We start from the raw sequence: 23,748 nt of genomic DNA, 5'->3' as shown, positions 1-23,748 counted from the left end.
GTTTCTTACCTCTTGTTACTAACGTACTAACTTTATTTATCTAGATGCCATCAGCACCCCAAAGTCCAGTCCGTAGATTGTACTTCTGTTATGCAATTTCTTCTAAAACGATATATACATCTTATCTATTCTATCATTTTTTCTTTATTCTCTCCTTCATTTTTCAATCTTCAAAACAGTCGAGTTTATTGTGTAAAAGCTGTGGATATTCACCTTTATCCACAGCTTTTACACAGACTACAAACCCTTTTCTAGCTGTTTTAATATAAATTTGTTATAATACCCTTCATAACAACGGATTAAGTGAGGGATTACGTATGGAAAAAGCTACATTTGCAGGTGGATGTTTCTGGTGTATGGTTACACCTTTTGAAGAGCTAGAAGGTATTCACGGCATTGTATCAGGATATATGGGGGGAACTGTGGATAACCCTACTTATGAGCAAGTAAAATCTGGAACAAGCGGTTACTACGAAGTGGTTCAAATCACATTTGACCCCGAAGTGTTTCCGTATAAACGTTTATTAGATCTTTATTGGCCGCAAATTGATCCAACAGATGACGGAGGTCAATTTCAAGATCGCGGCTCGCAATATCGAACAGCAATTTTTTACCATAACGACAGCCAAAAACAAGCAGCTGAAGAGACGAAGCTAGAGGTCGCAGAAAGCGGACGTTTTAAAAAACCAATCGTAACAAGCATTCTTCCTGCCTCTACGTTTTATGAAGCCGAAGAGTATCACCAAGATTTTCACAAGAAAAATCCAAAGCATTATAAAGAAGACCGCGCTAAGTCTGGTCGAGATGAATTTATTGAAACGAACTGGAAATAATTCTTGTGTTCAAAACAAAGCCGCATAGCGTTTGCTATGCGGCTTTGTTTTACCAATTATCTGTATAAGTCGTTGTTGTTGACGGCACGCTCCAATATTGCTGCGAAGGCTGCCATGCTTTTAACGATCCATCAGCTCTCTTCACAATTGCTTTAAATTGAACATTTTGACTCGCAGGAAAATGGACGGTGCCTCTCCAATCAGCTGTAGATGAATTATATGTTAATTTAATTGGATAAATGGACGTATCCCACTGACCTAGCTCAGCTCTGTCTCCAACAATATAAACCGTTTCTCCTAATGCAGTTGGCGCATTTTTTACTACAACCGTTTGCGCAAGTGGTGTAACGCCCAACGTATTTTTAAATTGCCCCATCAGCGTATCATTGTTAATAACATCGTAGAAACGAAGCAAAGTAAATCCTGCAAAATTATAGTTAAAGGCCATTTCAGCTGCTTTTTTATATTGATCTTCACTGCCTATAGTTAAAGCATTTTCCCCGTTTAAAACAACTCCTTTTGCATTCGCAATACCTGCTACCTGGCGTACAAGCGTCTTTGGCATAGAATATTCCGGATAATTTCCGCTGTCCGTCATTTCTAAGCACGTAAACGTTATATCTAATTTAGCTATTTTAAACGCATCTAAAAGCGCGTTGTAATCATTATATCCAGCAGGTTTTTCTGCAGCATGAGGAATCGTGGGATTGTTATACTGCCAATGAATTCCTGCCACTTTTGCACCGATTGGTACGTTAAAGGTGGAATCAAAAGCCTGATGAGCTAACTGTCCAATACGTTTTGTATGATCTTCCAAAGCTCCTTGATACCATGCTAAGAAATCTTTTCCATAAGCTGTTGAATAACCATCTTTTAAGAACTGATAGCCATCTGATGGCGGTAAAATTTGCGATGCAGACGTTAAATTGGTTCCCCATGCTTGATTAATGCCGGCGAGTGAACCGTATTTAGTCAAAGCATATGATTGAAACTTGCTTTTGGCGAAGTTCGTATACACTTGAAATTTCCCTCTAGACGGATAGCCGGTTCCGTCTGCTGCTGTATAAGACGGATAACGAATTTCACCTGCAGGGCCTCCTGATAAATAGATTTTAGCAATCACGTCTTTATAAGGTGCTAACGCTTGCGCAAATGCAGTGTAGAGCTCTCCGTATTGCTTAGAAATAACGTCCGTTGCAAGCGGGCTTAGCGTTTCTTTATTTGTCGTACCTGTTTCAGATTCAAAGTAAAGGCTGTCATCACTTTTTAAGTTCCATACCCAAGATGGAAGCGGAACGTTACAATCATCTCCTACATTGCCTCCACACTGATGAGTAGAAATAATAGGAACGATCTTTATACCTGCATTACGAGCTGCTTGAGCAAAGCGCTGCGCATAGGAAAAATCGAACTGCTGATCGCCGTTTTTCTCCATATCTCCCCACCAGAAGTCTACTGTCACTGCATAAAATCCATTTTGTTTCGCTTTGCGTAAATCGTTCTCAAACGCTTCCCATGTTGTATAGTCTGTTACCTTTTTTAAAGGCGCCATTAAATAGGTTTTGTAACCTGGATTCATTGATTTTCCATCTACGGCAGCCGCTCCGTTAATTGGACTCAAAATGAAAGCGTTAATAAAAATAAACATCAAAACGAAAGCCAACCCTTTTTTACATAGCTGTTTCATATCTTCCCTCCATTTTTTCAAAATCACCTATAGGTATTCGGCGGATTTTAGTTTTTTCCTTTTTCTTTTATAAAAAAAGACGCCCCGCCAGGACGCCTTCTTCATTAGTTCCAAATCTCATTCACCCATTCAGGATGGTCAATAAAAGGATTGCGGTTATGCTGATAGTCTGAATAAATAATGTCATTTCTACGTCGTTCTCGATCATCTACTGGGTCTTGGGCATTCCATTGAAGAAGCACAGATAATTTCCCGTGATAAGGAGCAGTGCCATTATTCACTGTGTTATTAAGTTCTAAGTCAGGCTCATCACTTACATCGCCTTCATAGCGCACGGCCATATAAAACAACATACGAGCCACGTCGCCTTTTACTTCATCTCGAGGTTCCCATGAATCACTGTCAAAATAATTTCCGAGTGCTTCGCTATGTTCCGTCCCTCCGTTATCAAAATCTAAGTTTCCTCTCGTACTGTTTACAGATACATCGGTTGGACGTAAGTGATGAAGATCTGTTCCAGGTCCCATAGCTGTTCCAAAATCCCCGTGAGACTTTGCCCAGACGTGCTCACGGTTCCAATCGTCCACTCCGCCTCCATTTGTACTCTTAGCCTGTGAACGCCCTGTGTAGAGCAAAATAACGTTATTTGCGTTAGCTGGATCTTCATCCGTTTTCTTTAAAGCTTCCCATACGGCTGAATACGACAGTTCTGTGTGATGATCAATAATGTTATGAAGCTCTGTCTTTAAGCTGTTTCCTGTTTTTTCAGCTGCAGTACGATAGTAGTCTTCTACTGGAACGGTTGGCTCTGTGGGATCTGGAGCCGGATCAGTTCCTCCTGTTTCTGTAATGATAGAAGTAACTGATTTTATTCCTGGGTGTGAAAAATAAGGAGTGAGTGTGCCCGTAACAGTAAGACTTTTCCCTCTTAACTCCGAGTGACTTTGAAGTCCAAATGTACTTCGCAAATTTGAAGGAATTTGAACGTACACCATCTTGTCTGTATTGGTTTCATTTGAGCTGTCAGCAAGAGCAAGTGCATAATCGTTTGGGTAATTGTTCGTAATAACTGTAGATGTGCCTGTAGGTTGACCTACTACATATCCTTTGACCGTTTGTACACTATTGTTTTGATTCTCAAGAGCTTGTGCAACAGATAAAAATGCGGCTGCTTGACTAACAGGAGTTAAGCTCACTAAAAGAACAAAAACAAGCAGGGATATTGCCCATGTTTTTTTACACAGAGCGTATAATTTCACTTTTTTATTCCTCCTATATGATAGGTTTGAAAACTAGTTTTCTTCTACCTCTTTATATTATTTTTTCACTGTGAATTCCCTGCCTCTTTTTTGTTAAGTTTTATAGTGAAAAAGATGTATTCTTCTTTACAGTGACGGCCACTTTATGCGAAGGGTTATATTTTTAAAAGTCCACATTGGAAAAAGCATTATGTGTCTTTCTTTATATATGGTATAATCAACCGAATCGTAAAAGAGCTTATACCATTTCAGAAAATGAAATGATTTAAATAGAAATGAGGATTGTGTATGCTTAGTTTTGACGAAAAATTAGCTATTATTTCATCGTTTCCAGAGCTGCATCGAAAAGATGTATCTTTAGGACGCGTGAATTTTCATTATGAAGAAAGCGTGTACGATAAAACGGTTGTTGTGCATCATCTGCATCCTAACGGAAATGGATTTGTATATGGAGGGTTTTTAAAAGGATATGAAACAAATGACAAAGGTCTTGTAAATATCCGTGATTATACAGAAGAAGAGCTTCGCTCAATTATTGAAGCTTCTATTGAATCTTTGTCAACCCTTCCTGATACAGCTAGAGAAGAAGCTATTGTAGGGAATGGAAATGAACAGCGCTGGAACGGCCCAGACAATGCAACGCTTTTACTTGTTCATGAAGATGATCTGTGGAATGTTTATTCTGGCTTGAATTTAGAGGCAGCATTTCTATCTTACGAAGAAGCAGAAGATTATTTGTTTGAAGAAGGCTTCCGCCGCCTATAAGCTTGCGTCTATACGCAAAAACCTCGCTGTTGATTAACAGCGAGGTTTTTTCATTTTTTCACAGAAGGCTGAGGGCTAATGCGCGGTATTAAAACCGCAAATAATACAACAACCCCCACACCAATCAATAATAAATAAAACCATTGTAGGTCTGATGACTTTTCAGAAGCAGTTTGTTCTGTTCGATCTTTCTTGTAGGAAGTGTTTTTAGAAGAAAACAAGTTATATTCTTTTGCTTTCGCAGAAATCGTATTATCTTCAGCTGATGCGTTCGCAAAAAGACTTTCTTTTAAGCTCTCTTTCTCTACATCTTCCTCTTTTTCAAATGTAAGACCCTTTATTTCCTCCGGAATATTTCCTACTTCTTTTTTATTTTCTAGCAAAGATTCGGGGTCCAAGTTAATCGGATCATCCTTATATACATTTGGTTTAATCTCTTCAACGTTTCCGTCATCAGCTTCAGCCGCTGCTGCTATAGGGAAATAAAGAAGTGAAAAAATAAGAACAATACTTCCAATCTTCTTATTAAGCACTATAGGTTTCATCATTTTCAACCTCTTTAGTCGTCTTTAAAGCACGAATAATAGATGGCAGAACACTTAAAACGGCAGTCATTCCCAGTAATACAATAAGCGCCTGTCCAAACAGAGACTGCGTATCATATTGAATTGACATATATACTTTAGATACTGGATCTTCGTAATTAAAGTTTGGCATAGATAAGTTAAGAAGCGGGGTAATATAAAATAAAATCAACCCTACTGTCGTCACCCATCCAGCGAAGCTTCCTAATAAGAAAGCAATACGTACGAGTGTAGATGTAGCAAGCAATAAGACGATCGTAAAGATTGACCATTCCATTGCCCGGTCTCCCGATAACGAATAAATATTAAGGCTAAAGATACTTACCATTAACCCTACAATCAAATTCAATAACCCAAACAGCGTACCTTTCACAAGCATAGGTGCATGTCGGTAGTATTGACTGAAATAGCCAATTAGTAAGCTGCTGATTAAGATAATAACCAAAATGACAACTGGTGGAACCTCTTTTACTTTTTCAGCCGGCACTTCACCGCTTACTTGAAGAGGATTAGCTAAATAATGATAAACGTAATCATTATTCTGTCCATCTATTAATGTATTATTTAACAAACGGTATACCTGGCCGCGAACCAACTTCGTTGAATCCACGTTTTGGGCCCACTTGCTGTTAAGCGTGTCAGCTTTATCCTGGACTTCATTTACACGCTTCTGCAATTCATCTGTGTATGTGACAACATTTGCTTGTCTTTCACCTAAAGATGAAATGAGTTCGTTCATTCCCTTCAACTCTTGACCCATACTTTGCTGCAACGTCATTAAGCCCGTTACGTCCGGAGCTTCTTTCTTTTCTAATGCTTGATCTTCACCTGCGCTAGATTGAAGCTCTTGATTCATTGCATTTGCTTTTTCTTGAATAGCTGATAGCTCTTCCATAATAGATGCTTGTTCAGCATCAACTGTTTGTCCATATTGATCAGCAAAATCTTGCACTGAACTTTGGAACTGTGCTAACTCTTCTTTTGTTAGAGACAGGTTTTGTTGGATTTGCTTACGTGCATCTTGAGAAGAGACGGTGCCAGCTAACGCCTGCTGCAAACTTCCTTTAATAGAGTCATTGTTAAGGACGCTATTCTGTATGTCTGTATTTCCTACCTGAGCTAAAGTCAAATCATACTGCGATAAATCACCGTAGTACTTTAGCAGATCTTCTGCACTGCTGCTTTGAATCTTACCTGAGAATGTATTGCTCAACTTTTCCTTGCGAGAAGCTGAAAGGTTTGGAGAAGATAAAATTTTATCTTCTTTGTTTGTAATCATCGTAATGAGATTGTCTACATTCACACTACCTTTAGAAGGCTTTTTGCCGTCTTCTTTCAACTTTTCATTCTCTTTTTTTAATCGTTCATTTTCTTCTTGAAGCTTAGCAATTTGACTGCTCGACGACTTGGTCGCTTCTTCTAAGTCTTTCTCTGCTTTGTTTTTCTGTGCTGTCAAAGACTTAACGTCTGCTTCCAAACTGGCAATTTTCTGCTTCAGCTCATCCGTATTTTCTCCTGAAGCTTCCGGCTGAACTGTTACATTTTGCAGCTCATCTTTGACTGCTTGTACCTGTGTTTTCAGATTAGCCACTTTTTCAAGCGCACTTTTCACAGCATTGGATGTACCTGATGCATCGGATGTGTCCGGTGTTTCAGGCGTTTCAGGCGTTTCAGGCGTTTCCGTTCCCTCAGATGTCTCAGGTACTTCAGGCGCTTCAGGTGTTTCGTTCACCATTCCTTGGAGCTGCTGTTCTAAGTCTTCAAGCCCTTTTGATATATCATCAAGCTTTGCTGTTTGCTGAGATAAATCCACTTTAATTGGTTCTGACGTTCCTTCACCTTGACCGGAATCTGGCTGAGTTCCATCATCTTCTCCAGGATCCGTTGGCGTCTCTCCACCTTGATTCGGATCTGGCTGAGTTCCGTCACCTTCCCCAGGGTCCGTTGGCGTCTCTCCACCTTGATTCGGATCTGGCTGAGTTTCGCCGTCTTCTCCTGGATCCGTTGAGCCTCCGCCACCCTCATTTGATGAAGCTGCCTCTAGCTGCGCACGAAGCGGCTTTAGCTTACTTTCAATTTGATTTAGGGTTGTTTGCTCAGACTGCTGTTTATATGAACTGACTATTTGGCCGTTCAAATCTTGCAGAGCTTTTTCTTGTTCACTGACGTTATCCGCTTGTTGGTCTCCAAGTTCTCCGACGGCTTTTTGATTTTGATCCAACTGCTGTTGAATGGAAGATAAGCCACTAAACACTTGATTGGCCTGCTCATTAAAATTTTGCTTAGAGCTTGGCTGATTAGATTCAAGGGAAGACAGCCCTTCTTGAATCGCAGTGACGCTTTGAGCCTGCGTTTTTTCAAGCATTTGTTTCTGTGTTTCTTGATATGTTTGATATTGATTTACATATTCAATAAAGCTGTTTAAATTCTTTTCAACCTGTTCTACGTCGCCTTGTCTGTCACTCGAACCTTTTTCCGCTTTATTTACATTATCTTGGATTTGCTGAAGAATTTTCTTTTGATCATTTAATTCACCTGCTAAATCTTTTGAATTCGGTTTATAAAAAGCGACCATTGTTTTTTGAAAGGCTATTTCTTTATTTAGAATTTTATCGAACTGTCCGCGTACCTTATCCACTTCCTGTGATACATAACTCCAGTACAAAGAGGACATTTCATTATTAACCTTTGTAGTAGCATCTTCTAATTCCCCTACTACTTTTTCCTTATTAACTGCGTTAAGCTGACTTTGAACTTTGTATTCCAAAGTAGCTTTTTCTGGCTTTTTTTCCTGATACGATAAAATATTTTGTGAGAAGGTCGAGGGAATATAGATAACCGCATCATATTTTCCATTCTGTAAACCGCTTGTAGCTGCGCTTCGTCCAAGCACGGTCCATTGATAATCCGACCCCTCCTGTAAAAGAGGAGTCACTTTTTCTCCAAACTCTATCGCTTTTTCACTATTTTCTTTTACTCCATTATCTTCGTTAACCACTGCAATCGTTCTTGTTGAGTTTTCTGTGACTTGCAGCGGGTTGTCTCCAATATACTGGAAAAAGAAAGAAGGAAGAGCCAAAATTAAAACAACAGCTAATATGACTTTAAGTGTATACTTACGCTGTTCGGTCATGTTAAGATCTTCCTTTCACTTACACATAGCGGGATTTGAATTCTTGTTTCTTTTCCACTTTTAATATAATAACCGAAGCCAGGGTTAATGTCGGCTTCTTTTCGGTCATAAGGAAGTGTAAATAAGCTTTGCTCTGTTTTCTTCATCAGCAACACAGCTTGGCTAATTTGCTTCACTTCTGTTGTTAACGCGTCAAATCCTTTTGAAAACTCATTGTTGTTCCCTGCAACAATCAAGTTAAAGCCCAGGTGACTATAATTTTTCATCAATTTTGTAATACGATCCTGCAGGACGCTATCTAAGTTTTGCTGGAATCGTACAAATCCGTCTACTACAAGCATGATCGGGGCAAATGAAAGACTGTGTACCGTTCCTTCCTGCACTGCTTCCAAATACTTAATTTCACGTCGCTGCAATCGTTCTTCAGTTAAATCAAGCCAGTCGATAATCTGTTCTTTTGTTTCCATGTACACAACTTGCTCTTCAGCTGCATAGCTTGATAAACCGCGGTCAACCGAATCAAATAGTCCGATTTGCTTCACGCCTTGTTCAAGCGCTGTTTGCAGTATGACCTTCACTACATTTGTCTTTCCTTTTTGCGTCTGCCCCATGACGATGCAATGCTTATTTTTCGTAAAGTTCATATGCACCGGTCGAACAAACTCTTCATCTAATCCAAGAGGAATGACTCCTTTTTCCCTAATAACCCTTCTGTCCGTCATAAACTCGACAAGTACAAGTTTCGATGACAGCATTGGTACAGGCTCCGGAACAATAGCATCAGCATATTGATTCTTTAATCGTTGAATATGCAGCTTAACTGCATCAAAGATTTCAAAATCATCTTTTCCTTCCGCAGGTAAAAACAGCTGCGCAAAATAAGGTTGATCCGTTTTAATAATAGCCCGGCCTGGAATAGACTCTAGCGCATACGGCGTACGTCCTAAAATAGAATACGCTTCTGAATGATCCATTAAATAATGAACAACTTTCGTTTTCAAGTTATTCATAAGCGACTGACGAATAGAATTCACGCGCGTCGCGGTAAAGATCATATAAATTCCTAAAGACTGACCGTCACGCACGAGCTGTGTGAACTGCATTTCTAGATCTTGCATTTCTTCTTTGACAAGATCAAAATTATCAATCGTGATAAAAATTAGAGGAAGCTCTTCTGAACTTAGAGCATTATACATTTTGATATTGCTAACTTCCCGCTGTTGAAATAACTGCTTTCGCCTTGCGATTTCTTGTTTGATAATCGTCATGAATTTTTCAATTTTACGCATTTGATCCATTAAGAAATAATCCGCCGTATGAGGCAGCTGACGAAGCGGCAGCAGCGTGCCGTTTCCAAAGTCAAAAATGTAATAATGAAGCTGCTCCGGGCTCTTTCTTTCAGCTAGATTAAGAAGCAACATCATGACTGTAAACGATTTACCGTATCCTGACGAACCAAATATACCAATGTTTCCATCGTCCATCAGCTGATAGTTGTATACCGTTTGACTTTGCTTTTCCGGTTCATCAATCAAGCCAATTGGGAATACGCCGTCTCGCTTCTCTGTGTACTCACTGCGAAGCAATCTCTCTTTAAGAGGCGGCAGCCATGGACTATTTAATTTTTTGATAGCTAGTTCCTGCTGCGTTTTTTCAATTTTTTGCACCACAACATCAATTTCTGCTTCCGCTTGTTTAGATGAAGTCTGCTGAGTAGATACATCAGATAAAGGAATCAACCCGAGATCTGTGACAATGGCGACTTCATCTTCCGCCCCATACGTATCTTCCATGTACGGCGCGCCGCTCCAAGCTGACTGAAACAGTTCATACACTTCATTATTTCCAACCTGCAGATAGCCTCGACCCGTCACCGTAATAGAAGCAGCGTCCGCATTTTTTAAGATTTCTTTACTGTCAGCGGCATCTTGGACTTTTAAAGCTACTTTAAAGCGCGCATTACTCCAAATTTGATCGTCAATAACACCGCCTGGCTTTTGCGTCGCTAAAATTAAATGAACGCCCAGACTACGTCCAATGCGCGCCGCGCTGACTAATTCCCGAATGAACTCTGGTTCTTCACTTTTTAACTCGGCAAATTCATCCGAGATTAAGAATAAATGAGGCAGAGGTTCTTCTGCCATACCTTGCTTATATAAATCTGTATAATCATTAATGTGATTGACTTCATATCTATCAAACAAGCGCTGGCGTCGCTTTAATTCACTTTTAATAGAAGCTAGGGCTCTTGTACTAAAATTCTTACTTCCTTCAATGTTTGTAATAGTTCCAAGCAGATGAGGCATATTTTTAAACGGCTGAGCCATTCCTCCGCCCTTATAGTCAATCAATAAAAACGCGACTTCATGGGGGTGGAAATTCACCGCTAGAGAAAGAATGTACGTTTGTAAGAATTCACTTTTCCCTGACCCCGTCGTACCTGCAAGTAATCCATGAGGGCCGTGAGCTTTTTCATGAAGATTTAGTTCAACAATATCTTCTTTTCCTTTTAAACCAATGGGAACTGCTAGCGACTTAGCTGATTCATTGCTTTGCCACCTTTGCACGATATCCAACTCACCAATTTCTCTTGCTTTAAATAATTCTAAGAATGAAACGCTATTTGGAATTGAGTTGGTCATACCAACTTGGTGATCCAATGTCCGCAGCATCCTTGCAAATCTTTCATTATAATCAAGCGTGTGTTTATCAAGCTGAAATGGAATATTCACAGCTTTTTGCTTTTGAATTAATATATCCCCCTCGGATTCGTTAATATAACGGACGAGTGTATGAACATGCTCCGTTAAGCTTTCCTTTGTCTCTACCGCAAATATCGCAGAAAACCCAAGGTGAGGGTGATATCCTTCTAAATACTCTAAGATAACGTGATCTGCAATTAACTGCTGATTCGTAATAATAAAAACAAAGTGAGGCAAGAAAACCCCTTCTCCTTTTGCTTCATCTAAATCGCGTTCTCTCAGCATTTCATAAATAGAAGATAAAAGCTGATCTCTCGTTTGTTCATTATAGATGAAACCTTTCGCAAAAGAATGCGGAAGCTGAAAATGCGGAAGCCATTTCATCCATTCCCACTCTTTATATTCTTCTTCATCAAAAATGAATACGAATCTTACGTCATGATAACTGTGGGAAAATGCCAGCTGTCCTACAAGCTGATGCAGTTCATTCTTCACCGTTTTCATCTTTCCTACCAGACCGATAGAGCCTAAACCTAAATGAGCGGTAACAGGGGCATTTTTCACTTCTCGATAGACCTTTTCCATGTGCTGAGACTGCTCAAGCAAATCATCAATTTCTCGATTAGCCATATCTCCGCTATTCAAAGAAATTTGGTAGCTTCCCGGAACTGTTCCTGTTCCAAGGCGCACCTGTAAAAAATCACTGCTTTCTACAGTTCGTTCCCAAATTCGATCAGAAATCTGTTCTGTTAAATATTTCATTCGTTCAAACGTCGGAAAATGATAAGATAATACATCTCGTTGAACTGATACTAGTTCTTGTAATTCCTCGCGCTTATTCTCTAAATACTTGGTATAAATTCGACGACGACGCTCCTGCCGCTTCTTGCGCTGTTTTTTATCTTTGAAGTATTGAACGGTAGATACAATCAGCGTGGTCGTAAACATCATGACAGATATAATAATAAAAATTCCCCTAGGCTGAATAATCGAGACCGTACCCATGACTAAAAGCATGACTAATGGCGGTAAAATGGTAAGCCACAAGCTTCGGTTATTTTCATCATTGTCTTGAGACGGAAAGGACAAGCTCACCTTATCATTAGGCAAATCATATATCATGCGCGGTGTCCGTCTATAAACCGGGTACTTCTTTTTCATTTCAGAAATAGGCTGTGCCGTAGTTGGAAGCTTAGATGCATAATCATAGCAGCTTTGAATCTTCAGCAAATCTTTTTCGATCAATTGAATCGTCATAGAAGACCATAAAATAAGATCTCCGGGCTGAAGGTTCGTATTCTCTTCTAGTCGGTGTCCGTTAAGATAAAGCGGTTCTTGGTTATAAAAGACCTTCCACTTCCCGTTTATCTTTGATAGGTAAAATCCTTCTTTTGGCTCTACTACACACTTTTCTTTCTGCTGATACACATCAGCTGTTTCATCACTTGTGGAAAACGAGACTTCTGATCCGTAATCAATATAATAGACAGCTTCTTTAACAGCCGTGTCTGTAAGGACAAAGGTTAAAGCATGTCCTTGTTCTCGCCATACAAACGACTCAGAAACAGATAGCTCTGCTATCCTTTTTTCTCCGTAGGAAATCAAGAGCCGGCCGTTCTTTTCAGATGACAGAGTCATTTGTCCTTTCTCAAACGGATAGGAAAACGTAAAAGTTTGATGCTGAGTGTTTCCTACCGTTGCTTGGCGAAAGGTTTTAAAATCTACAGGCAGCTGCTGATACGTTTGCCCACTAACTACCCAAAGCATATTCATACAACTACCTCCCTACTTCAATTGATCTTCCTGCTGTTTTTTCTGCTCTTCTTGTTTCTTTTTCTCGGCTTCTGCAGCTTTCTGTTCTTCTTCCTGCTGTTTGGCCGCCTGTGCCTCCTCAGCTTGTTTCTCTTCTTGCTGCTTGGCTGCTTCAGCTTCTTGCTGATCATTTTCTTTCTTAAATTCTTCAAGTTCGTTCGCTACTTTATCAAGCTCCTCTTGCTTTTTATCAGCCGCTAAATCGTTGTCTGTCTTTAGCTGACCTTCGTATTTCATTAGTGCATAGATAATTAACGAACGTTCTTCTAACAACCTGCTGACTTCTAGCGCTTTTTTGTTGTCTCCTCGGCCAATGTAAAACCAATAGGCAAAATACTGAGGATCTGACTGAAGCGTAATAGTCTTTAAAGCATTTGCTTTTTGCTCCTCCCCTAACTTTTCATTAACAAGATAGGAAGTTGCTATTTCGTATTGCACAATTTTAGGCATGCTTTCAATGTCGTAATCTTCAAGTGTGTCGACTACTTTGCTGTAGTTTTTTTCAAGAAAGTATTCGTTGCTTTCTACAAATGCTTCTTGTTTCGGCTGAGCAAAAAAGTAAGAGTAAAAAGTATAAATAAGAGCTGGAATTAATAAGACAAGTATACCTACAGATGAAAACTTAAAAATGGTCCAGCGTTTTTGAGGAAGTTGAACCAGTGTCTTTTGATGCTTTTCAATTTGAGTTAGCTTATGCTGAACAAATTGACTCAACTCTTCCTCATTGCTGATATGCATTATTTTTTTAGCGTCTTCTTTTAATTGCAAGGTCTCATATAACTTAAAATACTGTTCAAATGTATGCGATGAGTCAACGGCCGCTGCTATCGTAGCCTTTAACTCTTGAAAACTTTGTTCCCCGTTAGACTCATAAGGAGGTAAACTTTCTTTGACTCCATAATGTAAAAAAGCCGGACTTAAACTTTTATCAAAAATGATATTTTCTGGACAAATCAACAAATGCAGCCTTGAAAAAGAATGCTGCTTTACCTGTTTGATAAACTGATCTGCAAACAGCCACTTTTGCTGTTCTTCTTTTCCTCTTAATGCTGTAAAAGGTTGAAATTCAGAGGTAGGCTTAATTGTTATTTTAAGTTCATTATCGCTCATCATGATTTCTTTTTGAAAAGCCGTGTTTACATCCTTTAACATTTCAATTTCAACAGAACGATTAAGTCGAATTTTTTCTTTTTGAAAAACAAATGTATATTCATTATTATGACGTGTCATTACAGCTTCGAGCTGTTCTTCTAAGTAAGTCGGTTTCTTCTCTGACATTCTAATAGACTCCTTTAGAGAATTTCGATACAATCACCTGTGGTAATTCCGCAGTTAATCATCGTCTCATTTCCCGAGAAAATAAGATTTTTATTTGAAACACGTATCCACGCACCGTCCTTTGGTGATTGAGTAATCTTTTTAGCTTGCCAAACGATCTCGACTACTTTTTTGAGTGAATGATAGTTTGATAGTCGCAAATCGAACCGATCACCTGTATAGTGCTTTAAGTCTACTGTTACTTCTATATACATAGGGTTTCATCACCTCAAAACATAGAAAAAGCGCCTTCATCTTTTGAGAATAGGGCGCTCCTTTTATTACTTCACTTAGATTATTAGATGAAGTTAACCGCGGATTTGGCTAGCGATTTGGTTATCTGTATCTTCAAGAACGTTTGCAGAGTCATCTAATTGCTTAGCAATCTTTGTAAGTAGGTTAGACATTTCAACGAAAGAAGGCTTTAATTCTTCGTATTGAGCAGCAAACGCTTCGCTTGAAGCACCTTCCCACATGTCTTGAAGTTGATTTTTCATTGTATCAAGACGACTTACTAATTCTTGAACTTGACCGCTTTCGTTAGTATAACGACCTGCCATGTCGCGAAGCTCTGCTGGTGTTACGCGAATAATTCCTGACATACATATCTCTCCTTCGGTTTATATATTTACTATTATTGTAAGAAACTCTAATGATAAGGTCAAAGGTTACTTGCAAAAGCCTCCAAAAATGAGAATATGTATCTACAAATACCCCTAAAAAATGCAAATAAAACCTAAACAACCAAGATTTTATTCTCATTTAAATCTTTTCCATATGATCTATAGGTACCTATTTAAAGGAAAATAAAAACTATAAGTCTATTAAATTACATTTTTGTTCATTATCTATAGAACTATTTACTAGTAATAAAAAAGCAGCAGCCTATTTAAGGCCCTGCCCCTTTATATATCTTCTATTTATTTAAGATTCAGACATGCTTGGGAAAAGCACATGCGCTTTTTATTTTTTGGCTACTGCTTAAAATAATTTTGATCTTCTTTTAACATCCTTATTTCTTCGGGGATGAATAATTTTGAGAGAGGCGTGTCAGGGTTAAGTAATATCGCTATTTCTTCATTTAATACAGGCAGCATATCCTTAAATGATACGCATACGGTCTTTTCATCTTTCAGCATCTGTTCAATCGGATATTTTGACGAAAAAACAGGTAAATATCGGTACGCTGCGCTTTTCATCGTCTGAACGTAGTGCTCTGCAATTAATATATCTGATGCTCCATGCTCTGAACTAACAACTAGCCATAAATTGCTATTCATTAAAGTCTTATAAAATTGAGCAATCTTCTTATTATCTTTCATTGCTTCAATTAATGATTTTTCTAATAAGTTAAATGTATATTTCATTGCCGAGACAACCCTGTAAGGAACTGTACCATTTCACTTCCAGCGCCATCATATACTTCATTCATTCTCTCTTCACTTCCTCTGTGCTGTCACTAAACATAATGTTTGAAGGATTCATTTCCTGACTTAAAATGCCCAACCCCATTTGAATAACGCCATAAGTAAAAAATTCGGTTCGACTGCATGTAGAACCATTCACTACTTTTTCTTCCCAAGACATAGAAAGCGAATTCCACATAACATTAAGAGTACCTAAAGGTTTTTCAATCGTTCTATGCATATTGTCATACGTATTCCATTCTTTTAAGTTCTTTATGTCATTCCACGTATCTTGTGAATGTGTGCCCCCATTGCTCCACACGCTCGACCAAAACTCCGTCCAGCCTGAAGAGCCTTCTAGCTCTCCATCTGCTTTTCTCATTTGTTCTGCAGTGTCTTTTACTAATAAATGTGCGTTTTCCGTTAGCGAATCAAGTTTGCGAATCATATGCTGTAACTCTTCCTGCAAGTCCAGCACTTTATCAATATCTGCAACAGACAAGAAATGTAGATTTGTAGCTTCCCAGCTTAGTTTTTGAAGTGCATCAGCCGTCTGTGAATGAGAGTGCTGAATTCGCTCTGCAAATGTCCGCAGCACCTCTGGATTTACTTTTATCTCCATGTATGTCCGTCCCCCTATCTCTTGTAAGCCTTCAGTCATCATCCAAACATTTTTTAAGCCTATACGGAAAGACTCACTTTCTAAAGGAGTGAGTCGATAATGTTATTTATTACGCCGATGCTAACTCTCTTAATCGTGAAATTTCTAAGCGTAAAGTTTGAAACAATTCATCCCTTACGTCGTACAGATGAAAAGTAGATTGCGTAATATCATTATAAATATCCTCATATGAGCTCTTAGAACGCCCTGACCAATCTGACGCATATTGTTGGTGCGAATTTTGAAACAGATAGATACCCTCTTCAAGAAATTCCATGATACGTTGAACTTCATGTAAATATGATTCTAATTGATCTGCATCTCGACTATATTCTTTACTTTTTCTTCTTCGCTCTATGTCGTCAAAGAGATCATCAATTGCATCCATAAAATGTCCCCACGTCCTTCTTCCTCTTTTATTAGAAGTCTCTTAAAGTAATGTTAAAATAAGGTTACAAAAAACAAAATCCATCATTCAAACTATTTTCATACCTAGGAAAAAATATCTACATTTCTCTTTTTTTACTTATTTATACAGGTAAAATAGAGAAAATAAACAACGCCAGGCTGCTGTAATAAAGCAGTAGACGTTGCTTTTTAGGTTGTGACACTGCTGTTATAAAAGGAAGAATACCTAGTTTACATTCGACCTTTTTGTTTCTTTTTCTTGTTAAATGGCTTTTTTGAAGGTTTTTTAGCTGTACGGGACTGCTCTTTTGTTCCTTCATCCACGATTTCACCCATATAAAGCTCTTTTTTCACTAATGAAAGTTGAAGTTCACGTGCGATTTGTTTTAAATTTCGCTCTTCACGTTCAGTCACAAGAGAAATGACTGTACCTTCTGCTCCCGATCTGCCTGTTCTACCTGAGCGATGGACGTATTGATCTGCATCTTGAGGAACATCGATGTGAATTACATGCGTCAACCCCTTAATGTCTAATCCTCTAGCTGCGACATCCGTTGCTAATAGGACAGGGAAATCTCCTTTTCGAAACCCTTTAATCGTCGTAGCACGATCTTCTTTTTTCGTTTCACTGTGTAAAGACCCTGCTTCTACACGCTTAAATGTTAATTTTTCTTCAAACTCGATTAGAGTATCAATTCCTTTAAAAAAGGCTAAAGCTTTCATTTGTTCTTGACGAACTAGTTTTCTAAGCACGTCCACTTTATCTCTAGCTTCACTTTTGATGTATACATGCTCTACCTTTGAAGCCGGAAGTTCATCTCTTCCTACCTCTATTTCAAGAGGGTGGTTCATCATATCTTTCGCTAGCGATTTGGTACGTTCTGATACAGTAGCTGAGAAGACTAGGATTTGACGATCACTTAACGCCATTTTTACAATCTGTTGAACCGTTTGAACATGCTCAGGTACAAACAATTGATCCGCTTCATCAATCACAATTGTTTTGACTTCGTGCATTTTTAATTTCTTCATTTTAATTAGCTCGTTCAAACGTCCTGGGGTACCAACAATGATATTGGGACGTTTTTTGAGTTTTTCTAATTGCCGTTTCATATTTGCTCCGCCAATAAACGCAGCGCTTGAAATACCGCTTCCCTGCGACCAAGTTTGAATTTCACCGTGAATTTGCATAACCAATTCATGGGAAGATGCTAAAATAACAGCTTGAATATGAGATGGTCCCGGCTGAATGCGATGTAAGACAGGCAACAAATATGCCAGCGTCTTTCCTGTTCCCGTTGGGGATTCTCCTATTACATCTTTATTAGCTAAAATCTCTGAAATAGCTTTCGTTTGAATAACAGTAGGCTCATTGAACCCTGCTTTTTTCCACGCCTCTTGTAAAAAAGGCTGTAAAGTCTCTATAAACTGACTCATATCTATCTCCTTTTCCATGCTTTTCTCGATATTATAAACGATTTTTTTCATTTCAATTAAACAAATGTATCAGTGGCCATGTGCGTTAATACTGACCTTAATTTCTATTTATAAATAAACCTTTCTTATCCCAAGGGACCCTGTCAATGCGTCAGTAGAAAAATCGGTTGTTACCTTAACTTTTCTACATCAATAAACATAGCTTCAACTATGATACACTATTGCTTCTATAGAAAACAATATGATCCTCTTTATTATGGACGAAAACTTGTATAAGAAGGAGGTTTTATGTCCTATATGGATCTAGACGCAAAGGGTTCAGCTGCTTACTTCCTCTTTTTCAAGAAAACAGCCGCCTCTCTGAGCTACGAGAGGCGGCTGTTTCGTTCTATAATTGGCATATCAATAATAACCGTTGTCCCTTTTCCTTTACCGCTTTTAAAATGCATGGTACCTTGATGACGCTCCATGATTTTGTAACACACGGCCAGCCCTAAGCCAGTGCCAGCTTCTTTTGTAGAATAAAACGGCGTTCCTACTTGTTCAATCCTCTCTTGACTCATTCCGATTCCATTGTCTTCAAAGTGAATCAATGCTCGTGTATCTTTTTCTTCAACTGTTATTGTAATATGACCTTTCTCCATAATAGCTTCTACACCGTTTTTAATCACATTGATGAAAACTTGTTTCAACTGATTTGAATCAGCAGAAACATAAATAGGCCTTTTGGCTGTTTCTTTCAATAAAATAGAAACATTATTTAAATTTGCCTGCGCTTCCATTAGCGTAACAACTTGTTTTAAAATTTCGCATAAATTGGTCTTTTCAAAAGATACATGCTGCTTTTTTCCAAGAATGAGCATTTCACTGGAGATTAAGTTGATGCGGTCGATTTCAGACATCATAATATCTAAATATGTGTCATTTGTTTCCTTAGAGGCTTGCATAACCTGTACAAAGCCTTTTAAAGAAGTAAGCGGGTTTCTAATTTCATGTGCGACGGCACCTGCCATTTGTCCAATAACGGACATTTTTTCCGAGGTTATCATAAGCTCTTCATCTTGACGGTATGTAGTAATATCGCGTGCAATCATAAATACACCTACTACCTGCTTATGAACGATGATGGGAAGCAAAGAACACCTAAGCAACCGTCTTTCTCGCTTTCTATTGATCACATTCATTTCGAACTTAGCACCTTTTCCATTCAGCACTTCTTTAAAATACTCTTTACACATATCAAACTCTTCAGCTGCGATAAGAGCTGAAGGTTTCATCTTTTGCAATTCTTCACTGGAGTATCCAACGATTGCTTCACCTTCTGGATTAGCAAGAAGAACTTCACCCGTTTTACTGATTTCAAAAACGCCATCGGGATTATGTTTAAATAAAGATTGATAGTGCTGATTGCTCGTTTGAAGTTCGTGTTCTTTTACTACGAGCTCTTGCTGGGACTCCACTAGTTTATAAGCTCTCCTATATACCAACCCATACAAAATAATCCCCGTAGCTAAAATAAAAAGCCAACCTTTGTATTGTTGAAAAAAAATATATACTTCAAAACGACCTTGCGCTAATGTTCTAGATATATTATCAGATATCAAGATCCATACAGCGCCAATAATGATATATATAATTGAAATTCTTAAAGCTACTTTACGCGCGTGTTTCACCAAATTTTAATCACCTGTTTATCAATATTGATCCCCTGTCTTATTGTCTTTATATGAAGTGTTCACTTTTTGTAGCCATTTCATGCCGTTGTAAAAAATTGATGAATGGCCTGACCTAAGTTACTAATAGATTTTACATTTGCTTGAAAATGATACTGGTGAAGCCATTGACTATGATCGGGTGTCACACCTGTTAAATAAATCTGTACACCCATTAGCTGAAATTCCCATATTAAATGTTCTAGGGCTGCAACACCTCGTTCATCAATTTGACCTATTCCATTAAAGTCAATGATAACTCGATCAACCGTTTCTTCATCTATTTGTCTGAGCAGCCGATGTTCATTTTTCATGATGACTTCCTCAAATAAATCACCAAACAGAGGTATAAGCACCATGTTGTTCGATAAATGAATAAACGGTCCCGACAGTTCTATAACTCGGTTCATTGCTTTTTCTAATCGTTCTTTTTGCAGCAGCAGTTCTAAGTCTGTTTCAGATAAACGCGCTGTATGTTGTTGGATTTTTTCTGAAAGAATTCTAATTTGAGAATCTTCCTCTACACATATTACATGCGCCTTACCTTGCTCCCATTTGCAATTCACCGTATAAAGAGACATTTTAGCTTTGCGCGAATGCATGACTAATTCTGTTTTTATTTTTTTCTTCTGCCCTAATCGTTTTCTAGCTTTGATCTGACTATCTTCGTCAACAATTTCTAAAAAATGTTGAACCTCTCCGAATAAAGCGGCTGCTTCATCAGATTGCGCTAGAATATTCATTTCCTCATCCATAATAAAAACAGGAAGCGGAGAATATTTAATAGTCGACAACCTTAATCCCCCTAATTGATTGATAATGAAAAAACTCTTTCAACTCCTCTAACTGTGCAATAAATCGAACTTGATTTGTTTGAACAAGAGGAAACTTATAGTTTGAAACTACTCGGCCTCCAACTAAAATAAGCGGCTGATGTTTTGTCTTTTGTAATCCTTCTATATATTCGCTTGCTTTTTCTATATGATGAGTTAAACTGAACGAGATTCCTACTAAATCAGGTTTCCACTGTTCAACAGCGTGTGTTGCATGTAAAAGCGGAGAATCTGCCCCTAAAAGTTTCGTCTGCCATCCGTGCTCTTCAAAGAGAATGGAAATCATTTTTAAACCTAAAAAATGCTGTTCATTTTCTATACACAAAAACAGACCTTTTTTTTCATTTTTAATAACTTCTTGTCTTATACACAATTGATAGCGTGACAAAACATAGTCACAGGTAGTAGTAGCTAAATGTTCATCAGCCACTGAAATTTCATCTTCTTCCCACATCATACCGATTTGAGCCATTGACACTGAAATGAATTGCTGAAAAATATAAAATGTATCGAAACCCTGCTGTCTTTTTTTCCACACAATATTCCAAGCTTCATCTTGATTCCCTGATAACAGTAATTCAGTCAAGCGTTCTATGCTTTCAATCAAGAAACCACCTCTTTTTCAGTCAAACGACTTGTTTTTTCCTTTGTTATTATCAACCATACCACTTAACTCACCCGCACTCTACAGTAAAATATTCTCACACTGACAAGATAGCACCGGACGTCTCTGACAGGTCAATCTCTTTATTTTTCAAAGTCAACGAGGTAGTGATGCAGCAAGTGACGGTTTTGTTCATTGTATAAGTACGCATACACAGGTCGTCCTATTGTGCCGTAAGTCATTCTTTCTCCAAGAAGACCTATATCTGTTAGAAATTTTAAATATTTCCGAATAGACACTCTTGAAATTCCCGTTTTTTCAGCTACATCATCAGTCGAAAAAGGATGATCTTTAAGATGCTCAATGGCTTCTACGATAACTTCTAATGTTCCTGTCGTTAAACCCTTAGGCAACGGCTCTACCCGAGCTTCTTTTATTTTTTTATTAGACAGCAGCCCGTCTAATTCCTGTTGGTTAAGCTGAGGTTGCTGTTTTAACGTACGAAATGTTTGTTTGTAAGCCGAAAGTGCTTGATAAAAGCGTTCAAATGTAAAAGGCTTAATCAAATAATCAATCGCTCCGTAGCGTAGAGCTTGCTGAATCGTTTGGGCATCCGAAGCAGCGGTGATAAAAATGACATCTATTTCCTCTTGTTTTGTTCGAATCTCTTCTAAAACTTTCAAACCATTTTGTCCAGGCATAAAGACATCAAGCAGCACTAAATCAACTTGATATTCATTTACCTTCACCAAGGCTTCATGACCCGAATGAGCAACAGCGACCACTGTAAACCCCTCTATCTCTTCAATGTACTTTTGATTAAACTGAGCAACCATTGGGTCATCTTCAACAATTAATACTTTAATCAACTTGATCTCTCCTTGTTTCGTACGGAATATCAATATAGAATGTGGTACCGCTATTTATAAATGAGTCAATGACGATTTGGCCACCTAGTTCATCAATCGTTTGCTTCACTAAATGCAGCCCAAACCCTCTGCTCGTGCCTTTTGTAGAAAAGCCTTTCTTGAAAATCTGATTCATTGTATCGGAAGGAATGCCGCAGCCTGTATCCGTGACTTGAATTGTAAGTTTATTGTTTTTATACACAAGCATAACGGACACTTTTTTAGAGGCTTGATGACGAACTGAATCAATTGCATTATCAATTAAATTTCCAATAATGGTAATCAGATGATGAGTAACGTGTGGATCTGAAGGTTCTGGAATAACTTCATCAGCGGAAAACGTCAGTTCTACGCTTTCCTCTCTAGCATAACTCATTTTGCCCATGAGGAACCCTGCCAACGCATGATCTTTAATAGATTTAGTTACTGAACTAGATTCATCGACACGATGATTAACAAGCTGATGAATATACGTTTTTAGCTCATCATAATAATTCATCTGTACCATTCCTAAAATCACATGAAGTTTATTCATAAATTCATGCGATTGTGCTCGAAGCGCTTCCACATACATTTTAACACCTGTTAGCTGTTCTGCTAAGATGTTAACTTCTGTTTTATCCCGAAACGTAGAGAGTGCCCCTACAATCTCTTCGTTTACTACTAGCGGAACCCTGTTAACCACAATGGCTACTCCATTTATGAATTGCTCTTCATCGTAATGAGATTCCCCCGTAGACAAAACGTCGTCCAGCCTGGAGGTGGGCATATATTCTTGAATAGACAAACCGATTGGCTCTGGTGCTAACCCTGCTTTAACAAATAAGCGGCGTGCAGAACGATTAGCAAGTGTAATATTACCTTCTTTATCAACAGCTATCACTCCTTCACGAACCGACTGCAGCATGGTACTTCTCTCTTCTAGAATTTTAGCAATTTCAGAGGGTTCCAAGCCAAATAAAATTTTCTTTATGTAATTCGCTAATAAAATAGCACCAAGAATGCCTACAAGTAAACCAATTAATGAACCTAAAACAATTCGACGATGCCCATCTCTAATTGCTTCATTTACATTATTCAAAGAAATCCCCACAGCTACTGCGCCAATTTGTTGATTTTTTTCATTATAAATAGGTGCAAAAGCGCGCAGAGATTTATCGAGCGTTCCTTTTGATACAGATACATAAGATTTCCCGTGCAATGATTTTTGCTCATCGCCTCCGGCAAACCTCTTTCCTATCTTTTTAGGATCTGGGTGAGATTGCCGAATTCCATTCATATCCATAACAACGATAAACAAGACGCTTGATTTTTTACGAATTCGTTTAGTGAATTCTTGAATTGACTGAGGTGTTTTTGTCTCTAGTCCTTCTTTCACGTTCGTGGATTCTGAAATAATCGCAGCAATAGTCCGAGCTTTTTCAGCCTGTTGATCCCGAATATTTTTTCCAATTGAACTGCTAACTAATAAATCGGTTAACAATAGCGATAGAATCACCACCATGCATACAAGCAGCACCGTGATGCTTCGCAGACCCATTCTTCCGTGTTTCACATTCTTCCCTCGCTTCCCTGCTTTTCTTGTTTATAGCACAAGAAAAAGATCTTATCTAGAGTCAGATAAGATCTTCGCTTATTTAATTTCATTTTTACTGAGTTGATTAACATTTATACAGGAAGGTTAACA

Annotated in this window: 19 protein-coding genes and 1 pseudogene; 3 read left to right on the top strand and 17 right to left on the bottom strand. The window is 38.4% G+C overall.

The features are described 5' to 3' along the window. Nucleotides 1-317 precede the first annotated feature (317 nt). Nucleotides 318-833, top strand: a complete 516-nt coding sequence (msrA, locus tag OK414_RS01580; RefSeq protein WP_016762833.1) for a peptide-methionine (S)-S-oxide reductase MsrA — start codon at nucleotides 318-320, stop codon at nucleotides 831-833. 49 nt (nucleotides 834-882) lie between these two features. Here the strand turns inward: msrA and OK414_RS01575 are convergent, their stop codons facing one another. Then, nucleotides 883-2,520 (bottom strand): family 14 glycosylhydrolase, encoded by a 1,638-nt coding sequence (locus OK414_RS01575; protein WP_263045960.1) that lies wholly within the window; start codon nucleotides 2,518-2,520, stop codon nucleotides 883-885. 104 nt (nucleotides 2,521-2,624) lie between these two features. Next, entirely contained in the window at nucleotides 2,625-3,779 is a 1,155-nt protein-coding gene (locus OK414_RS01570) for an endonuclease (protein ID WP_263045959.1), read from the bottom strand. Between the two features lie 288 nt (nucleotides 3,780-4,067). On the opposite strand from OK414_RS01570, the gene OK414_RS01565 reads away from it, so the two are divergent. Next, complete coding sequence (locus OK414_RS01565; protein WP_013081504.1) at nucleotides 4,068-4,544, top strand: hypothetical protein; 477 nt, start codon at nucleotides 4,068-4,070, stop codon at nucleotides 4,542-4,544. 50 nt (nucleotides 4,545-4,594) lie between these two features. Here OK414_RS01565 and essA read toward each other — a convergent pair whose 3' ends face one another. The 13 genes from essA to OK414_RS01500 all read right to left on the bottom strand — a co-directional run bounded on the left by essA (nucleotide 4,595) and on the right by OK414_RS01500 (nucleotide 21,156). Next, on the bottom strand, nucleotides 4,595-5,092 hold the full coding sequence (essA, locus tag OK414_RS01560) for a type VII secretion protein EssA (RefSeq protein WP_095380370.1): 498 nt from the start codon (nucleotides 5,090-5,092) through the stop codon (nucleotides 4,595-4,597). Next, the gene (gene esaA / locus OK414_RS01555; RefSeq protein WP_263045958.1) at nucleotides 5,070-8,261 is read right to left on the bottom strand and encodes a type VII secretion protein EsaA; all 3,192 of its coding nucleotides are present in this window, start codon (nucleotides 8,259-8,261) and stop codon (nucleotides 5,070-5,072) included. The genes essA and esaA overlap by 23 nt, the downstream gene beginning before the upstream one ends. Beyond that, entirely contained in the window at nucleotides 8,258-12,736 is a 4,479-nt protein-coding gene (gene essC / locus OK414_RS01550) for a type VII secretion protein EssC (protein WP_263045957.1), read from the bottom strand. The genes esaA and essC overlap by 4 nt, the downstream gene beginning before the upstream one ends. Before the next feature lie 12 nt (nucleotides 12,737-12,748). Continuing rightward, on the bottom strand, nucleotides 12,749-14,053 hold the full coding sequence (essB, locus tag OK414_RS01545; protein ID WP_263045956.1) for a type VII secretion protein EssB: 1,305 nt from the start codon (nucleotides 14,051-14,053) through the stop codon (nucleotides 12,749-12,751). A 14-nt stretch (nucleotides 14,054-14,067) separates the two neighbouring features. Continuing rightward, nucleotides 14,068-14,307, bottom strand: a complete 240-nt coding sequence (locus OK414_RS01540) for an EsaB/YukD family protein (protein WP_013055106.1) — start codon at nucleotides 14,305-14,307, stop codon at nucleotides 14,068-14,070. 93 nt (nucleotides 14,308-14,400) lie between these two features. Next, on the bottom strand, nucleotides 14,401-14,694 hold the full coding sequence (locus OK414_RS01535; protein WP_013055105.1) for a WXG100 family type VII secretion target: 294 nt from the start codon (nucleotides 14,692-14,694) through the stop codon (nucleotides 14,401-14,403). 372 nt (nucleotides 14,695-15,066) lie between these two features. Then, the gene (locus OK414_RS01530) at nucleotides 15,067-15,459 is read right to left on the bottom strand and encodes an SseB family protein (protein ID WP_013055104.1); all 393 of its coding nucleotides are present in this window, start codon (nucleotides 15,457-15,459) and stop codon (nucleotides 15,067-15,069) included. A 61-nt stretch (nucleotides 15,460-15,520) separates the two neighbouring features. Then, a complete protein-coding gene (locus tag OK414_RS01525; protein ID WP_013081499.1) occupies nucleotides 15,521-16,120 on the bottom strand; it encodes a WXG100 family type VII secretion target in 600 nt (199 codons plus the stop codon). A gap of 109 nt (nucleotides 16,121-16,229) precedes the next feature. Further along, nucleotides 16,230-16,547 carry a hypothetical protein gene (locus tag OK414_RS01520; RefSeq protein WP_013055102.1) on the bottom strand — a complete coding sequence of 106 codons (318 nt, stop codon included), beginning with the start codon at nucleotides 16,545-16,547 and terminating at the stop codon, nucleotides 16,230-16,232. Between the two features lie 251 nt (nucleotides 16,548-16,798). Then, nucleotides 16,799-18,004, bottom strand: coding sequence for a DEAD/DEAH box helicase (locus OK414_RS01515; protein WP_034654749.1), 1,206 nt, complete (start codon nucleotides 18,002-18,004; stop codon nucleotides 16,799-16,801). A gap of 365 nt (nucleotides 18,005-18,369) precedes the next feature. Beyond that, the gene (locus OK414_RS01510; RefSeq protein WP_013081497.1) at nucleotides 18,370-19,677 is read right to left on the bottom strand and encodes an ATP-binding protein; all 1,308 of its coding nucleotides are present in this window, start codon (nucleotides 19,675-19,677) and stop codon (nucleotides 18,370-18,372) included. Between the two features lie 80 nt (nucleotides 19,678-19,757). After that, the gene (locus OK414_RS01505) at nucleotides 19,758-20,510 is read right to left on the bottom strand and encodes an STAS domain-containing protein (RefSeq protein ID WP_034654746.1); all 753 of its coding nucleotides are present in this window, start codon (nucleotides 20,508-20,510) and stop codon (nucleotides 19,758-19,760) included. Beyond that, nucleotides 20,497-21,156: a B12-binding domain-containing protein gene (locus tag OK414_RS01500; protein ID WP_013055098.1), complete on the bottom strand. Its 660-nt coding sequence runs from the start codon at nucleotides 21,154-21,156 to the stop codon at nucleotides 20,497-20,499. The genes OK414_RS01505 and OK414_RS01500 overlap by 14 nt, the downstream gene beginning before the upstream one ends. 142 nt (nucleotides 21,157-21,298) lie before the next feature. Here OK414_RS01500 and OK414_RS29950 point away from each other — a divergent pair, with 142 nt between their 5' ends. Continuing rightward, nucleotides 21,299-21,448 (top strand): DUF952 domain-containing protein, encoded by a 150-nt coding sequence (locus tag OK414_RS29950; RefSeq protein ID WP_350494489.1) that lies wholly within the window; start codon nucleotides 21,299-21,301, stop codon nucleotides 21,446-21,448. Between the two features lie 241 nt (nucleotides 21,449-21,689). Here OK414_RS29950 and OK414_RS29945 read toward each other — a convergent pair. Both OK414_RS29945 and dcuS read right to left on the bottom strand, forming a co-directional pair. After that, nucleotides 21,690-22,022: pseudogene (locus OK414_RS29945) on the bottom strand (response regulator); the annotation flags it as partial. Beyond that, the gene (gene dcuS, locus OK414_RS01490; RefSeq protein WP_034655324.1) at nucleotides 22,015-23,601 is read right to left on the bottom strand and encodes a DcuS/MalK family sensor histidine kinase; all 1,587 of its coding nucleotides are present in this window, start codon (nucleotides 23,599-23,601) and stop codon (nucleotides 22,015-22,017) included. The gene dcuS and the pseudogene OK414_RS29945, both read right to left, overlap by 8 nt. Between the last annotated feature and the right edge of the window lie 147 nt (nucleotides 23,602-23,748).

The organism is Priestia sp. JV24, assembly GCF_025910025.1.
GTDB classification, from domain to species: domain Bacteria; phylum Bacillota; class Bacilli; order Bacillales; family Bacillaceae_H; genus Priestia; species Priestia megaterium.
Note: the sequence above shows the minus strand (reverse complement) of the source record. Positions and strands in the feature narration are given on the sequence as shown.

Bases quoted from the DNA above. Each gene is read 5' to 3' on its own strand.
- msrA (WP_016762833.1), top strand. From the start codon at position 318: ATGGAAAAAGCTACATTTGCAGGTGGATGTTTCTGGTGTATGGTTACA.
- OK414_RS01575 (WP_263045960.1), bottom strand. From the start codon at position 2,520: ATGAAACAGCTATGTAAAAAAGGGTTGGCTTTCGTTTTGATGTTTATT.
- OK414_RS01565 (WP_013081504.1), top strand. From the start codon at position 4,068: ATGCTTAGTTTTGACGAAAAATTAGCTATTATTTCATCGTTTCCAGAG.
- essA (WP_095380370.1), bottom strand. From the start codon at position 5,092: ATGATGAAACCTATAGTGCTTAATAAGAAGATTGGAAGTATTGTTCTT.
- esaA (WP_263045958.1), bottom strand. From the start codon at position 8,261: ATGACCGAACAGCGTAAGTATACACTTAAAGTCATATTAGCTGTTGTT.
- essC (WP_263045957.1), bottom strand. From the start codon at position 12,736: ATGAATATGCTTTGGGTAGTTAGTGGGCAAACGTATCAGCAGCTGCCT.
- essB (WP_263045956.1), bottom strand. From the start codon at position 14,053: ATGTCAGAGAAGAAACCGACTTACTTAGAAGAACAGCTCGAAGCTGTA.
- OK414_RS01540 (WP_013055106.1), bottom strand. From the start codon at position 14,307: ATGTATATAGAAGTAACAGTAGACTTAAAGCACTATACAGGTGATCGG.
- OK414_RS01535 (WP_013055105.1), bottom strand. From the start codon at position 14,694: ATGTCAGGAATTATTCGCGTAACACCAGCAGAGCTTCGCGACATGGCA.
- OK414_RS01530 (WP_013055104.1), bottom strand. From the start codon at position 15,459: ATGAAATATACATTTAACTTATTAGAAAAATCATTAATTGAAGCAATG.
- OK414_RS01525 (WP_013081499.1), bottom strand. From the start codon at position 16,120: ATGGAGATAAAAGTAAATCCAGAGGTGCTGCGGACATTTGCAGAGCGA.
- OK414_RS01520 (WP_013055102.1), bottom strand. From the start codon at position 16,547: ATGGATGCAATTGATGATCTCTTTGACGACATAGAGCGAAGAAGAAAA.
- OK414_RS01515 (WP_034654749.1), bottom strand. From the start codon at position 18,004: ATGAGTCAGTTTATAGAGACTTTACAGCCTTTTTTACAAGAGGCGTGG.
- dcuS (WP_034655324.1), bottom strand. From the start codon at position 23,601: ATGGGTCTGCGAAGCATCACGGTGCTGCTTGTATGCATGGTGGTGATT.